The organism is Terriglobus roseus DSM 18391 (assembly GCF_000265425.1).
GTDB classification, from domain to species: Bacteria; Acidobacteriota; Terriglobia; order Terriglobales; family Acidobacteriaceae; genus Terriglobus; species Terriglobus roseus.
Genome location: NC_018014.1, coordinates 2,872,287 through 2,887,226, shown reverse-complemented (window position 1 = coordinate 2,887,226; position 14,940 = coordinate 2,872,287). Strand labels below are relative to the sequence as shown.

General features: G+C 54.4%; 9 protein-coding genes. 1 reads left to right on the top strand and 8 read right to left on the bottom strand.

The genetic code is table 11. The annotated features are described in order from the left end of the window. Positions 1 to 67: 67 nt before the first annotated feature. Complete coding sequence (locus TERRO_RS11850; RefSeq protein ID WP_041593226.1) at positions 68 to 1,870, bottom strand: amidohydrolase; 1,803 nt, start codon at positions 1,868 to 1,870, stop codon at positions 68 to 70. A gap of 366 nt (positions 1,871 to 2,236) precedes the next feature. On the opposite strand from TERRO_RS11850, the gene TERRO_RS11845 reads away from it, so the two are divergent. Then, a complete protein-coding gene (locus TERRO_RS11845) occupies positions 2,237 to 3,403 on the top strand; it encodes an amidohydrolase family protein (RefSeq protein WP_157178318.1) in 1,167 nt (388 codons plus the stop codon). A gap of 1,188 nt (positions 3,404 to 4,591) precedes the next feature. Here the strand turns inward: TERRO_RS11845 and TERRO_RS11835 are convergent. The 7 genes from TERRO_RS11835 to TERRO_RS11800 form a co-directional block, all read right to left on the bottom strand. Beyond that, entirely contained in the window at positions 4,592 to 6,760 is a 2,169-nt protein-coding gene (locus TERRO_RS11835; RefSeq protein WP_014785892.1) for a patatin-like phospholipase family protein, read from the bottom strand. A gap of 161 nt (positions 6,761 to 6,921) precedes the next feature. Beyond that, the gene (locus tag TERRO_RS11830; protein WP_014785891.1) at positions 6,922 to 8,289 is read right to left on the bottom strand and encodes a metal-dependent hydrolase family protein; all 1,368 of its coding nucleotides are present in this window, start codon (positions 8,287 to 8,289) and stop codon (positions 6,922 to 6,924) included. Between the two features lie 80 nt (positions 8,290 to 8,369). Then, positions 8,370 to 9,317 (bottom strand): DUF481 domain-containing protein, encoded by a 948-nt coding sequence (locus TERRO_RS11825; RefSeq protein WP_245536283.1) that lies wholly within the window; start codon positions 9,315 to 9,317, stop codon positions 8,370 to 8,372. A 286-nt stretch (positions 9,318 to 9,603) separates the two neighbouring features. Beyond that, positions 9,604 to 10,653 carry a glutaminase A gene (gene glsA / locus TERRO_RS11820; protein ID WP_014785889.1) on the bottom strand — a complete coding sequence of 350 codons (1,050 nt, stop codon included), beginning with the start codon at positions 10,651 to 10,653 and terminating at the stop codon, positions 9,604 to 9,606. Between the two features lie 318 nt (positions 10,654 to 10,971). Next, positions 10,972 to 12,195 (bottom strand): DcaP family trimeric outer membrane transporter, encoded by a 1,224-nt coding sequence (locus TERRO_RS22090; RefSeq protein WP_157178315.1) that lies wholly within the window; start codon positions 12,193 to 12,195, stop codon positions 10,972 to 10,974. Between the two features lie 54 nt (positions 12,196 to 12,249). Next, complete coding sequence (locus TERRO_RS11805) at positions 12,250 to 13,353, bottom strand: amidohydrolase family protein (protein WP_014785888.1); 1,104 nt, start codon at positions 13,351 to 13,353, stop codon at positions 12,250 to 12,252. A 68-nt stretch (positions 13,354 to 13,421) separates the two neighbouring features. Beyond that, a complete protein-coding gene (locus TERRO_RS11800) occupies positions 13,422 to 14,693 on the bottom strand; it encodes a hypothetical protein (RefSeq protein ID WP_052313315.1) in 1,272 nt (423 codons plus the stop codon). Between the last annotated feature and the right edge of the window lie 247 nt (positions 14,694 to 14,940).

Genomic DNA, 14,940 nt, shown 5'->3' with positions numbered 1-14,940 from the left:
ACATCAGTCCCCAGTAACAGGGAATGGCTCGCCTTCGCAGGCGAGCCGTAAATCGTTTCTTCAACCTTTAGAAAGCTTCTCGATGAGTAAAGCGGCCGTTCAGCATGGCCATTCTCACCGGCGTGCCGGCGATCTCACTCTTCGGCACGTTGAAGAGGTTTTTTGCGAGAACCACCAGATCGGCGCACTTTCCGACTTGGATGGAACCGATCTCCTTCTCCATGCGGAGTTGGTAGGCCGCTCCCAACGTGTTCGCGTGCAAGGCGTCCGAAAGCTCAAGACGTTCGCTCTCAGGTTGAAGGCAGGGGTCCGCGTCGGTTTTGTCCAGCAGCTTACGAGTCACACCAATCTGAATTGCGTCGAGTGGCTTGTAGGTCGAAAAATATCCCGCCGCTGGCCAATCAGTGCCCATGGAGATACGACCTCCTGCCTTCAGGATCGAGTTCGGTCGGTAGATCTTTCCCTGGCGTTCTGGTCCCATACGTTCCAGAAGGATTTGTGTCGTGTCTGGATCGTAGGAGTGCCAGTTAGGCGAGAACTCGGAGACTACCCCTAGCTTTGCAAAGCGAGGTAAATCCGCATCATCCACCAGGACATTGTGAGCGATTGTGTTCCGACGGTCCCGCAGAGGATTTGTCGTGATCGTATGCTCGATGGCATTCAGCGCCATGCGGACCGTTGCATCGCCGCAGGCGTGTATGTGCACATCGATACCGGCAAGGTCGGCCGACGAGACCATCGTGTCCATCTCTTGCTGGGTGAATGGTGGTGTGCCGACTTCATTCGGCTTATCGGTATACGGCTTCAGCATGTACGCCGTCCAGCCTTCCTCTGTCCCGTCCGCTACGATCTTCAACGTGCGCGCGTTCACTAGTGAACTCTGAAATCGTCTGGCGAGCCCTTGTGTCTTCGCTACCGCCTTTGCGACACCGCTGGCACCCTTAACTACGTGCGATGCCGAGACGCGAAACGGTAAGGCACCCTTCGCTTCATAGTCAGCGTAGATCTGGATGATGTCGCCCTCATCGCCCGAGACGGGCGGCACAGACGCGTCGAACAATGTCGTGATGCCAGCCTTCGCCGCATTCGGTAGCCACTTCCCAAGATAGGCAGACATCGCTTGCACCGTGACGGGCTCTACTGCGTTGGCCACCATAAGCTCGGCAAGCACCTCCAACACGAACCCCGTTGGCTCGCCATTCTTATCGCGAACGAAATAGCTGAAGTTTGGAATCGGATCGGGAGTCTTCGCTGTGATCTTTGCGACTTCAAGCGCCTTGCTATTCACCCACATACTATGGACATCGATCGCGAAAAGCATGATGGGACGGTCGCTGACAATCTCGTCCAGCATCTGGCGGGTCGGTCCTTCCTTCGGGAACATATCCATGCGCCATCCAAAACCGCGCAGCGGGCCAGTCGGGTTGGCGGCTACATACTTCTTGATCTCCTTGAGTGCCTCTTCGAGCGTGGGGTACTGCAGGTCCACACCTGAGGTAAAAAAGGCTCCGAGAAACGGGTGAGTGTGCCCCTCGACAAAGCCAGGAAGAAGCATCTGTCCCTTGAGATCGATGACCTCTGTGCGCTTACCGATGCTGGATTTCACTTCGGCGCTCGTGCCGACGGCGACGATCTTGTCACCATTGACCGCAACAGCCTCCGCCCAGGGAGCCTTTGAATTCATGGTGTAGACGGCCCCATTGGTAAAGACCACCGTGGCCTTCCCGTCTCGGGAAGGAATAGCTTTCACGAACGAACCCTTAGCATCCCTCATCATGGCCGAAGCAGGCAAACTCGCTACGCTCGCCAGGGCGAGAGCACCGCTCAGAAACTGGCGCCGACCGACAATCGAGCCTTTATCAGGCTGCATGTTATCGGAAGCAAGTCTGCCCAGGGTGTCAGACAACGTACAAGCGATGCACATAAAAATATCCTTTGGTGTTCTTTAGTGGTGTCTCTAGGGACGCTGCCGGTGGGGCGGGCTCTCGTGAGCCTAATTTCCCATAGCTCGATTTCCAATAGCGCGTCTGTTGGAGCAAAGAGCGCCCATAAGTTGTAGCTGCCTGGACCCTTACGCCCCACTCATCATGAAAGAGTTGGTTGTACCTACGATTTGGTTTGGATAGCTATGCGGATCATGAACTACCTCGGCCTCCTTGGTCTGTCGCTTCTACCGCTGCTCTCGTCTTGTGCGCGTGAGTTTCGGTCCGGCTCGTATCTTCTAGTTGGAGCGACATTGATTCGCCCGGCCGAAGGGCTGGCTGCGCATTCCGTCATCGAAGTGACGGGAGATCGCATCTCGGCGATTTACACGGAGGATCAGTATCCCGACGATGAGCCTACTGTGGATGTCAGAGGCAAGTTTATTATGGCGGGCCTGACCGACTCACTGAGTGAAATGAGCACGCAGTGCGAAGCTGACGAGGCGATTCGTTATGGAGTCACTTCGGTCGTTGCGACGGCAGGGTTGGATCGTGGAGCAATTAACCTCAGCTTGAATCCTTCACCTGTGATCTATCCCATGGCGTTGATAAAGAGCCGTGGCATTGGCGGCACGTTTACGCTGGATCAGCTCGACGAACAGGTTTCGAGCGCTCTCCAAAACAGCGACGGTGTTAAATTTGTCGATCTAAATAAGGATATGAACGCAAGCCAGATGGCGTATCTGCTGCCGCGCCTTCGGGAAGACAACAAGATCCGCATCAACGCGGAGTTGGCTTCAGCGGCCTATCGTGACGCGGTGGGGGTTCATAATCTTTTACACACGGAATGGTACTTTGACCCGCTGGCACCGGACTCCATCCGAGACTTACCGGATCTTCAGACAAACGCATCCTCGTTACTCAATTTCTATAGAGCGGTCGATGGGGAAAGCTCGACCACGCAGGAGCATTCCAAGTTCCTCGTGAAGAACTTCTTTCTCACGCCAGCCCTTGGCCTCTACTCTTTCCACGACTTCGCTACGTTCGCGGCATTCTCGAAGTATTACGAAGAGCGGAATACCTGCGGCATACCGATGACGCGAGTCAGCGAATCCGTCTACACGAACTACGCAAACAATCAGTGGGCTGAGTCGCTCTATGCGCTGGAGAGAGCTAACAAACGGAACGGTGCAAGGTATCTGGCGGCAAGCGCGAATCCGCGATTCGGGACCCTGCCAGGGCTTTCTCTACTGAATGATCTTTACAAGATGAAGGAAGTCCTCGGGCTGACCAACGACGAGGCGCTGGCAACAGCAACCGTAAACTTTGATCGCGCTTACGGCCTGAAGAGCGTGGGGCGGGTTCAGCCGGGGTACTACGCAAATCTGCTGATACTGAACCGCAATCCGCAGGAGGATCTTAGGTATTTGCAGACAGACATCACGGCTGTTGTTTTGCGGGGACAGCTGTCGAGTCGGTGACTAGCAGGAAGAATGATGCTCGTACTGCTTACGGAAGATAAGCCGGGGCTGCGTTATAGGAACACCAAGGTGAGATTGGTACTAGAGTTGAAAGTAGAAGCTAACGGCGACTGAGGTCAGTGCACTCTTCTTCTAAACACTGCAAGGCCGCGAATGTGCTCGATATTCGTGGGCCCATAAATACGTGCAGGCGGGTTCGAGAACGATAATTGAATGTAAGCGATTTGCCGGGGTATAGCCTGACTCTCGTTTAGCCCATCATGGTCGAATCGATCCACCCGCAGCCCGAGTCGACCAAGCTCGAGATCGGCTATCGTCACGCATCGTACCCGGCAAGCGACCGCTCGTGTTTCTAAACGGTGACGACAGCCAGCTAATGAGCAACGAGCCTCGGAGAGGCCTTATCATAATGCGCTTGAGAGAGGATGTGGCGATGGATCAGAGGGGCGTTTGTAGGGGCCGGCCTCGAATCACGCGTTCGGCGATAGCCGCCGTTACACCGGGTAGGCCTTCAAGGTGAATTCTGGACAAAGTGTTGATGTCCACAGGCTCGTTGTCAGGATTGCGTCTGAGATCGTCGCGGATTCTAAGAGCCGCTACTTTCGCATCGTTGACAACAGTCCTGGTCACGGCAGCGGTTGACCTGCGGACGATATCCTGGCTGCGCGGGCTGGAAGTGCAGCCGAGCAGAAACAGGGGAGCTAACAAGAAACCGAAAAAATCATATGCCACCAGACGAACGGCAGCATCTTGGCTCTAACAGAAGACGGTGCGACATTAGTGTTCAGGGATTACTAAGAGGATCTTACGGTCGAGTGCGCGATCAAAGTGGCTTATCTTTTTCATCTTAGAACGCCGACCGTGATATGACGCCCAAAGCAAATAATCAGTATGCGACTGCAAACTACTAAACGAATACAACCCGTCTTCCTGTGTTATGTAGGTGCGGACTCTTAGGGTCGGGGATACTTTGATATACACGACCGCACCTTGCAATGCCTGCCCCCCCATGGACACGAGTCCCGTAACCTGCCGCCGGTCTATTCTTTGCACCTGAGCGAAGCTGGCAGTGCAGACGGTAAGCACAAGCGCTAGACCGATTCCAAAGTTTGTTCTCAGCGATCTCACCGTTTTCCTCCAGCCAAGTCCGGGCGTGATGTGTCTCTGACATTCAGATCTGGCAGCAGTTCAGAAAACATGCCCGAGGGAGAAGAACCACTTCGCATGGCCTGTGTCGCCTACGGCACCGCCGACGAACACTGGCCCCACGGCTGTGACCGCGATCATGCCCGCCACACCATCCGTCGGCAGCCTGCTCACCTGAGGCGAGGCAAACATTTTCCCTGCTTCGAAGAGCGTCACACCATAGACGTTCCCTCCAAGGAAGGGTGGCATTCGGAAAAGCGAATGCATATAGCCGGCCCGCAAAAGGTAGAACTGGTTGCCCCTCAGTTCGTTCGCCCCGTAAGCTACCCAGCCGGAAACCCCTCCCATGAGGAACTGCGGAACACCGGTGTTCCGGTATCCAAGGGTAGTGCCACCCTGCGCCGTCAAGAAGACGGAAGCGGCGCGCGACACAGTCTTGAAATAGCTCACAGACGACCGCACACTGGGATACGCGCTTTTAGCACCTGGGCTTGTATCGACCCAGTCAAAACTAAACCGGCCCACGTAGCCGCGTCTTGGAATGATTGGGTGGTCGAGATGCAATGTCTCGAACCGGAGCTTTGATGTGCCGGTTCTTCCTTTCACGGACGAAAATTCTGGAGTCCCAAGCCTGAGAGAGGCATCAAGGTAACCAGTCTCATACCCTGCGCGGACTTCGGTGAAACGGCTAACCGCATAGCCAAAATCAAGGGCTCCCGCTGCCCGGCCAAAACTGTACTGAGCTACAGGAAGCGCGTTGGAGTAGATTCGCTGCTGGGAGATGTTTGCGCTGATGCGCGGCGCGTAAAACCATTGTGACCGCCCTGCAAATGGTTTGTAGAGCTCAGACTCTATACCGTAGGTATTGCCGAACTGGAAGTCGTTCCGCAATTCTGATCCAGCCCCGGCGATCTCCATGAAGGTGAGTCTTCCTGCCTGCGTGAAGTTCACATTGTCAGGCTGGGCGCCACTTACTTCGAAGCCGAGTTGCAAAACCGGCGGCGCGTATTCCTGTTCGTGTGCGATTACAAGCAATCCATCCTCGCCGTTTTTGCGTGTCAGACCATATGAGGCACCGTCGAACCTGCCTTGTCCAGTCAGCCGCGTCAGGTCGGCCTCGAGGTGTGATGTATCGAGCGGCTTGCCGATTATCTGTTGCAGAGATGTCTCGATTGTCTTTTGAGCTCCTCCATTCACTCCCTGGACTGCTATGAAACGCGGGACAGGGATCGGTGCTTGCCTACGGCCGTCACGATTTTTAAGATATGCATCCCAGTCAGTTTGATTGAGTGCATAGGGCCGGAGAATCATGGATTTTGCTTCCGTGGCCTGAAATCCTTGCTCGATCAGCTCATCTCCTTTTTCATATTCCAGGCTGTTGAATCGGGAGACATCTACCTTAATCACCAAGTCCGCCCCTTCCATTCCCCGCAATTCCGTATTTGCTACCCCTACCGTGATTGACCGTCCCAGAACACTAAACAAAGACCGAATATCGTTAGCAGTTGCCGCGGAAACCTGCAGGTGAACCGCGATCACGATGTCAGGTCCCATCTCGCGAACCACATCAGTGGGAAGGTTGTCCACAAGCGCCCCATCGATATACAAGCTGTCTCCGTCGCGGATGGGTGCGAACACACCTGGTAGTGACATGGTGGACCGCATTGCGAGAGCGATGGGGCCGTGGTCGAAGACATGCAACTGGCCAGAGATCAACTCCGTCGATACGCAACGGAAAGGGATCGGCAAGTCGTCGAAGGACTCAACTGTCGAATATGGCAACGTCGCTCGATCGATTTCCATGGAGATTTGTTGGCCGGCGTTTAGCGCCGAAGGCGGAGCCGCTCCCCGTCTGAACCCGAGCGTGAGGCTTGTCGGAATCGCGCGGTGATCCTGCTTGCGGCGGAAAGAAAGATCTTCGTAAGGCGTCTCACCGCCGATGATGAGTGGCCAGTCCATCGTTTTAACAAGGCCTTCGATCTGGCTGGGACTGTGCCCGGTCGCGTATAGGCCACCGACCAAGCCGCCCATGCTAGTACCGACGATATAGTCGACGGGGATGTGATTCTTCTCAAACCAGCGGAGCACTCCAATATGAGCCAATCCAAGGGCCCCACCACCTTCGAGTGCTACGCCGATCGTGGGCCGTCTTGCTGGTGCAGGAGTGGATTGCGCAGAGGTTGTAATCGCGCCCACCAATAGAAGAAGCATAACTGCAGCTGCACCTGATGAAGAACGACGATTCGCTCGATACGAAATAGCAGGTAAGTGGTTCATCGACAGCCTTCTCTCACTAATTGGCATGCATGCGAAGGTACATTGAGCTCAGGATGGGATAGTGACGGATGTTGAGCTCAGACCCCGCCTTTCGTTCATGGAAGCGAAATCTGGTTCTTATAGATCACTCCATCTTTCATGATGACTAAGAGATTCTTCCCGGGATTGGTGATCAACTGAATGTTAGCGATGGGGTCGCCGTCCACAAGCAGAAGATCCGCCAGAGCACCTTCTTCCACCACTCCCAGCCGTCCGGGATATGGATTCCTGGCGCCAGCCATTGCCAGGAGTTCTGCATTATCCGCAGTGGCCATCGTTAAAATCTCGGACGGCGTGTACCAGCGCACCATCTTGGCCAACTGAGCCCCCTGCCGTGATGCGAGCTTTGCATCGAACAGTGTGTCCGTGCCCCATGCTGTTTTGACCTTGTACTTCTTCGCAAGCTTGTAAGCTGTGTCTGTCCCAGCCGACATTTCCAGCTGTTTTTGCCGATTTGTCGACCCCGCTGGTTGCGGATTCGCGTCTTCATCATCCAAGAATGGTTGCAGACTCCACCAAATACCCTTGTCTGCCATCAGCTTCGCTGACGCATCATCGGCAAGCTGACCGTGCTCGATGCACTTCACTCCTCCCGCGATCGCCGTCCGTATGGCTTTAGGCGTGTAGGCATGAACAGTGACGTAGGTGCCCCAGTTTTCCGCTGCTTCTACAGCCGCGCGAAACTCAAACTCTGTGTATTGCGCGACGTCGAGCGGATCGTAAGGAGAGGCAACGCCCCCGCCTGCCATGAGCTTTATTTGCGTCGCCCCCTTCATCAACTGCTCGCGGGCGCGCAGCCTCACCTCATCGGAACCGTCAGCGATGGCGGCCACTCCCTCCTGTTCCGAATGGCTTAGCGGTGTACCGACTGTGCGCGGGATTTCGTAGGGCATACGGAAGTCGCCGTGTCCGCTCGTCTGAGAGATAAACGCGCCAGACGGGACAATTCGGGGGCCTGGAATGAGTCCCTGATCGATGGCCATCTTCAAACCGAAGGACGGTCCACCAAGGTCGCGGATTGTCGTAAATCCACGAAGTAGCATTTCGCTCGCTGCTTGCCCGGCGACCAGGTTCAAATAGCCGATGTCGGCAGTCATCGCGACGGACATTGGAATCGACTGCAGCAGAATATGAGTGTGCGCATCGATCAAACCGGGCATCAGCGTGCGCCCCCCTCCCTCGATGATTCTGGTAGACGCGCTGCGGTCTGTTGGCACAGCAGAAGTTGCGATGCGCTCAATCCTGTTGCCCCGGACCAACACATAAGAGGGTGCTGAGAGCTGCCCGGACTTCTGTAGCACACGCACGTTCTGGAACAGTGTCACTGCGCCCACCGCAGGCTCCCTTGCCACCTGGGCATGAACTAAAGCGGAAAAGAGGCCGCCGCTGATGAAGACCAATATCTGACAAGCTCGTGGGTACATGGTGTCTCCGAACTGTATAAGCGAAAGATAGCGTCGCTTCGGTTGTCGCTACGAACGGGGCCATTGCTAGTTGAGCAGCACTATCGAAACGACCATCCTACAGTCGTAGATATTCCAAGATTGTTTGCAGGAGCTCCCGCCACCGGCCGGGTGTCATAATTGTCATAGAAACTGGCGCGAACGTAGAAGTCCTTCAGGAACCTGTAGTATGCATCCTGGCTCATCGTCAATCGCACGCGGCCAGGATAAGTCAGACTCGGCAGAATCCATAATGTCGTATCTGCGCTCGCAGAATCGAAGCGAAATCTGGCACCTTGAACTGCCAGAGCGGCATCGATGCTATCCGCCCTAGAAGGTGTTGCGGTGCGTGGCGAGTTCTGTTCAGCGGTGTAAGCCAAGGCCCCTATCATTGTGAAGGCCCTACTGTTCGTAGAAATGGGATGAACTGCGAGTGCGGCACCTAAGGTAGTCCGTAGTGCGATCTCCTGCTCCGAACTGGAGAGTAGATTAGCAATGCCGCCTCCATACCAAGTGGAACCTTTTAGCTGGTGAAAATATTCCGATTGCAATCCAAGCTCCCTTGTATTTCTAGTTTCCCTTTGACTCGTAAACTGGGACCGTGCATTCACAGAGAAGATGCGCCGCATTGCGCTGTAAGTTATGTCCCCATTCAACGCGACGTTCAGCTGCGAGTTCGCCTGAGCCACACTAAAACCCAGATCCACGTTGCCGCGCAGGTGCCGTGCGAAACCATCGCCTGTCTGTTGAATGCTCACGACATCGTCATGAGTAACTTTTCTATTCACGCTTCCGGTTACGGTCAGCAAGCTTCCGTCGGCTGCCTCCGACACCTGTCCGCTGATCTCCTCTCTTGTTGCAGTGATGACCAAAAAACGCTGCGTCGATTCGATACGGCTGATTTGCCCCCAGTCGAGAAGGACAACGGTGTTCGCATAGGCCTGTTTAATCGTTAGCTGTCCCCTTGCGAGCGACCGAATCTCACAGGTGATTCTGTCTCCGTTCTTCATGAAAATCACGTCCGTTTTCTCCCGGCTCGAGCAGTAGGAAGGAGTTGCAGATAGACACATCGAGGCAAACCAAACAAGTCCCCAGAAAGTCCTCCGCTCCTCCCGATTTGGTCGGGTAGTCCTGTCACGTAAGGGCCGAGGGGAAAAAGTTGACATCGATTGGCCAGTCCGGTCTCGCCCCATTCGCTTGTCCGTACCTGTCTTCACTTAGCGCCAGCGGCTGAAAGCTAACTTGGCAGCGCCTGGCAATTGGTCGCGCTGTCACATTTCCCAGAAGAGACGGTTTTTACTTCAAACCAACCGAACTCGCCGCGAAAAGATTGATGCCAAGCTTGTCGGCGACATATCCAATGACCTTTTGAGCTTTAACGCTATTTCCAGCCTCGTCCAATGGTGGCGCGAAGACAGCTATCGCTCCTTTTCCGGGCACTACTGCAAGAATGGACCCTCCTACACCGCTCTTTGCGGGGATCCCAACGGTCCAGGCCCACTGTCCGGAGCCGTCATACAGCCCGGCCATCATCATTTCTGCAAGGATGTGTGGGACATTATCTTGTTTGACCACCTGCTTGCCGGTCATAGGATTCTTTCCGTTGTTGGCAAGCGTTGCTCCCATCACCGCCAACTGATCCGCCGTGACACCTACTGAGCATTGCTTGGTATAAACATCGACCGATTCAAACGGATTCGCGTAGATGCGATCGTATTTCGCCAACAGCATCGAGATGGCCTTATTCCCTGTGTTGGTGGCGGCCTCGGATTTATATACTTCGTCTATCAAGGAAAGCTTGCTTCCGCTTGCTTCGCTGTAAAAAGCAAGGATCTTTGCCCACTTTGCAACGGGATCGGCGCCTGAAATCAGACTCGTCGTGGCGATTGCACCGGCATTCACATATGGGTTGCCCGCATGGCTCGGCATATCGACCACGGCAGGAATCGAATTAAACGGTCGCCCCGTAGGCTCCCCGCCAATCTTTGCCAGCACTTCGTCGGGGCCGAGTTCTTCCATGGCCAGCGCTAGCGTAAACACCTTGGAGATCGATTGTATGGAGAAGGCATACTCAACGTCCCCAACCTTGTATAGCTTTCCATCTGTCGTCACAACCGCGATGCCGAACAGTTTCGAGTCAACATGAGCGAGGTACGGGATATAGTCCGCATTCTTTCCTCCCGTGTCGCCCTTGAACTTCTCGTATGCGTTGCCCAGCGTTGATTGGAACTGTTCTGGGGTGGGCGCGACTGGACTTCGATTGCTTTGAGCGCTGACGAATGTGAAGGAAGCCAGCAGGAAGCTTGCGCTGAACACGATTCTCAGAATCTTCTGCGTTGATCTCATTGGTAGGCCTCTATATGACTACTCTCGGGGATGCTTGTTTAGGTAATATGTGGCACTGATCTGCAGGCGGGGCGCCGCCCAGTAAAAGCCGTTCTTCCGCTGTAGGCTGCCGTAGATAAACTCGGCTCCGAAGAGAACATTGATCTTCGGTTGGACGACAAGGCTCGCAGTGGAATAGTTGCTGAGGCGATAATTCGTTCCAGGATCCTGCGCGGCATTATTGATTTTAAGAAAACCGTAACTGATGTTTGAGAATAGGATGGGCGTCCAGGGATGGGTGTAGCCGGCTGACACCGAGCCACTTGGTGTTGTGACGAGTCAATTGTTTGCCGAGAAGCCTACGTCTGAGCCCAGACCAAAATTATCGTTGTAGTAGTTGGAGATGCCCTTCCCAATTACCGCCTGAGCCACTATGCTTTCTCCTTTATTGCGACCAAAGGCGAAGGCGCCAGAGAGTGACGCGCCGTAACCATTGAGGTGCTGTCGCAAATTGGATTGGGAGGTGCCAGCGACAACCCCGCCTACCGATCGCGAGATGAACGCCGACTGAATGTGTCCATGGGGTGTCTCAAGGCGGTAAAACGCCACCAGGTCCGGTCTGGTCGAAGTTCCAGTAGGAGTGCCAAATGGAGTGTTGGCAGGAGTGTCCGTTCCCGGGTTCTCGACCGAGAAGCCGATGCTGTGCTTCGCATTGATTGCTTGTGTGTACCGAATCTGCGGGTTGCGCAGTCCGATGATGCCCGGAGGGCCCTCAAACTCTAATGTATTGGGAAAGACATCAGGATCGCCAAACGCGCTCCACGTTTGGCCGCCAAGGATGTTTAGGTACTGAGCGTAGATGTGTCGAATGCGTATGGAAGTACCTGACGTGCTGCCCAGTGCATCAACCTCGAAGTATCCCTTCACGGTCTTAGCGGAAGCTGGCTGCAATATCGTGAGAGCGAGCCGAGACGCCTTCATGACCACGCTGGAGTTAACAGAGTGTGGTTGGGGGCTAGAGGGGAATAGGGAGGGAACATAGGCGCCAGAGTAGGCACCTGCATAGTTTGTGTCAATGAACAGATCGCTCTTTACGAAGCCATTGATCTGAATCAGCGTATCTGTCAACGGAAGCTTAAAATATCCGCGTCGCGCAGGATCCAACGACTCGTTATTGATGCGGGTCGCACCGACTTCAACCTGATTGATCGTCTCCCTTGTGTCGGTCGCCGCACCAATATGAACGACGCTTGGGAGCGGAACCTGGGATGCGGGCTCAACAGGTCGAACCTTGCTATGCACTTCTGGTGCAGATTCCACTGCGGGTGCCGTTTTTGTCTCGATAGATGTGATCGCAGATCGGATCGCCTGCACCTCGTTCTCGAGTTTCGCAAGCCTGTTCTTCAAGCCTTCAAGATCAGGGGCTGGGGCCTGACAAAAGGCTGTTGTGGGAATAAAGAGGAGTGCGACGATTAGGATTTCGCGCCATCCCTTAATGAGGAGCCGCAGCCCACTCGATGTCGTTGACATTCGAAACCTGATTCGCTTGCTGGTGTGGTCCATAAAAGTCACTCCTCGAAAGATGTCGCTTCTTGCTATCGAATGGAGATCACCCCGCTACTCTGTCTTTCTGTCATTTCGAAGATTTTCTGCCTCCCAGACCCGGACGCGCCTTCGACCGTTTCCAAACACCCGTTCATAGTTGCTCTTCAGGAGTTTTTCTCGCACGGCGGGAGGTAGAGCTTCCAAGAGAGGCTTGTATTGCTCATATACCTTCATGTAGCTCTCTGCATTTGACGGTGCTACCTCGTCCGTGCCAAAGATGAAACGGTCCGGAAAGCGGGTCGCGAGTTCGCGGGCTGCTTGAAATCCATTAGGTTGCCCCACGAGGTACTTGGCGGTCTCATCCCACGAGACGTCGCAATAGACGTTTGTCAAAGTAGGGTCAGACAAAATCTTCTCGACAAAGGCTCTCTGATCGCTCGAGGGCTTTACGATTCTGCCGAGGCCGATATGCGCCCATATGATCGTCGTGTTTGCGTGTCTCCGAAAGAGGGATTCAAGTTCCTTTGCGTACGCCGCATCGTGTGCCGGTTTTGGAAAGGGGACATCGATGTCGTTATGGAGAATAACGACCAGACCCGACTCGCCAGCGAAATCCAAGATCCGATCAAGGGCAGGATCAGTCAGACTGGCAACATCGCCGACAATCTTGGAAGCGACAAACTCCTTATGTATCGAGAACTCTCCGACTCCTGTGAATACTCCCGGGTATGTCTTTAGCACGCGACGGATGTGGTCCACCGCATACATGTCGGTGGGATTGAATCCAGTGATCATGGGATCAAAGCGTTCTTGATCTGTTTGCGGAAGGGATTTGTATTGCTCCGCAATGACAGCATCAACGAAAGAGTAGTAATAAAGCTTCGCATCGGTGTCGAGATAGTATCGGGGTGCGTTTTCGCCGGAAATGCGATAAGACCACTGCTGTTGGAGCGGTATCCCGAAGAGTGCAACCCGCCCAACCTTTGTTCCCATGATCTTGACGAATTCTGAGATATCGGGACCCTCCTGAACGTAGTTCGTCAGATGAAAATGAGCATCATTGAACTCGTAAGCGGAGTTTTGACCGCGCATCGGTAAAAGCGACAGGAGTGCCACTAGAGCCACAAGTAATATCAACGAAGGATAAGACGCTTCAAACCTGGTTGTCATCGTCATATGCTTTATCTCCACGTCTCCTACCAGTGATCAGCTTTGTCGGCGCATAGTCGATGCGGACCATGGCGCTAGAAAAATACGTCGGAAGAGATCGACACAGTCATGCCTTTGAGCCCACCTATGTAGTAGCCAAAGAGGCTGTCGACAGGTGAGCGCACGATTCGCTTCACATCTGCATTCACCCGGAAATTCTGCGTGTGAAATGGGCGATAGTTCGTCCCGCCGCCGTACTCGTAGCTGTAGACCTGCTGGCCGAAAATCTGGGAGGTCAAGGCGTAAAGTTCAATAGTTCTGGACGGTAATGTGTAGGAAGCTTGCGTATAGAAACCGTTATCGCGGATGCTGTGATATGGGAGTGAGCCGCTCAGGAACTCGAAGTGGTCTAGGTTTCGTACGTATCCTTCGCTTTGGATCGCGAAACCACGGTACTTTAGGCCTGCATCCATGGCGTATAGATTGAAATGGGCGGTTTGCAGGGTCACACCCGGTGCCAATGAGCTAGGTCCGAAGAGAAGCGAAGCGTCGGATACTCGGATCTGCACATTGTCAGGGCCAGATTCCGGATCGGGTTGATTCCCGCGGGTCTCTGGGCTGTGTGTGTAGGAAAAACCGAAACGAGTCGCTAGCGTTTTGTGTCTTTCATAGTCTCCGAAGCCGCCCCGTGAACCAAATTCTCCGCTAGTAGGCATCCACCATGCACTGGCAGCGACTGCAGGACTCCGCGTAAGTTTGTTAGCCGTCAGACCAATCTGGCTTAGATTATTGCCCAGCATCACCATGTAGCGGGACTTCTTGGAAAGGGCGCCGACTGCCCAGATGCCAGTTGTAAATCCAGGGCGGAAAAACTCTTCCGCCATCACGCGATCCGTACCTGCAAAGTAGGGAAACGCACCGGTCATTGACCGGACGCCCGGAAGGCCCCCAATGCCGCCGTACAAATTGAAGGCTGGATGAAAATTATAGCCAAGTTTTCCTGCGACCGTGACCTGATTGATGGAATTAACTGTCCACAACAGAACTTCGTAGTTGAATTTCGGGTGGTACACCCAGCCGTTCATCCAGATCAGGGCGCGTTGAAGCTGAATGTCGCTGCGACCGTTTGAGGTCTTGGAAATACCGGAATAGCTGGTATAGGTGTGGGAGGCGGGGAGCTGATTTAAGTATCGGACGAGCGCGTAGCCGCTGAGGTTTAGTTCCCCATACTCCGTCTTGGCCAGTTTGAAGCCCCGTCCAGGTTCGAGTGCGCCCCATTGTGCAGGAGATGTTGATGCAGCATCTGCGCTGGAAGGGGCCTGGGCTGTCGCGTAGCGCGTGGTGAGACTGCTTTGAGTAACTGACACTTGAGTGGAGGAAGGGGTTGTGAGATTTGCGGGCGGCGCTGACGACGGGAGTGGGTCGACGGAAGGTGGTTGTGTGGAAAGAGCACCTGCAGGAGTCTGAGAACCCAGGTGTAAAGGGCCCTTGGTCCCATTTTGGCGAGCCTCAAGAGCTTCTACCCGCTCTTGCAAGTCATGGATCTGCGCAAGTAGTTCGCGTTCACGCAAGGTAGTGATTCCCTCACTATCAGGGCGCTGAACATTCGCGGTC

Coding starts and splice junctions, on each gene's coding strand:
- TERRO_RS11850 (WP_041593226.1), bottom strand. CDS start 1,870: ATGCAGCCTGATAAAGGCTCGATTGTCGGTCGGCGCCAGTTTCTGAGC.
- TERRO_RS11835 (WP_014785892.1), bottom strand. CDS start 6,760: ATGCTTCTTCTATTGGTGGGCGCGATTACAACCTCTGCGCAATCCACT.
- TERRO_RS11830 (WP_014785891.1), bottom strand. CDS start 8,289: ATGTACCCACGAGCTTGTCAGATATTGGTCTTCATCAGCGGCGGCCTC.
- TERRO_RS11825 (WP_245536283.1), bottom strand. CDS start 9,317: ATGAAGAACGGAGACAGAATCACCTGTGAGATTCGGTCGCTCGCAAGG.
- glsA (WP_014785889.1), bottom strand. CDS start 10,653: ATGAGATCAACGCAGAAGATTCTGAGAATCGTGTTCAGCGCAAGCTTC.
- TERRO_RS22090 (WP_157178315.1), bottom strand. CDS start 12,195: ATGGACCACACCAGCAAGCGAATCAGGTTTCGAATGTCAACGACATCG.
- TERRO_RS11805 (WP_014785888.1), bottom strand. CDS start 13,353: ATGACGATGACAACCAGGTTTGAAGCGTCTTATCCTTCGTTGATATTA.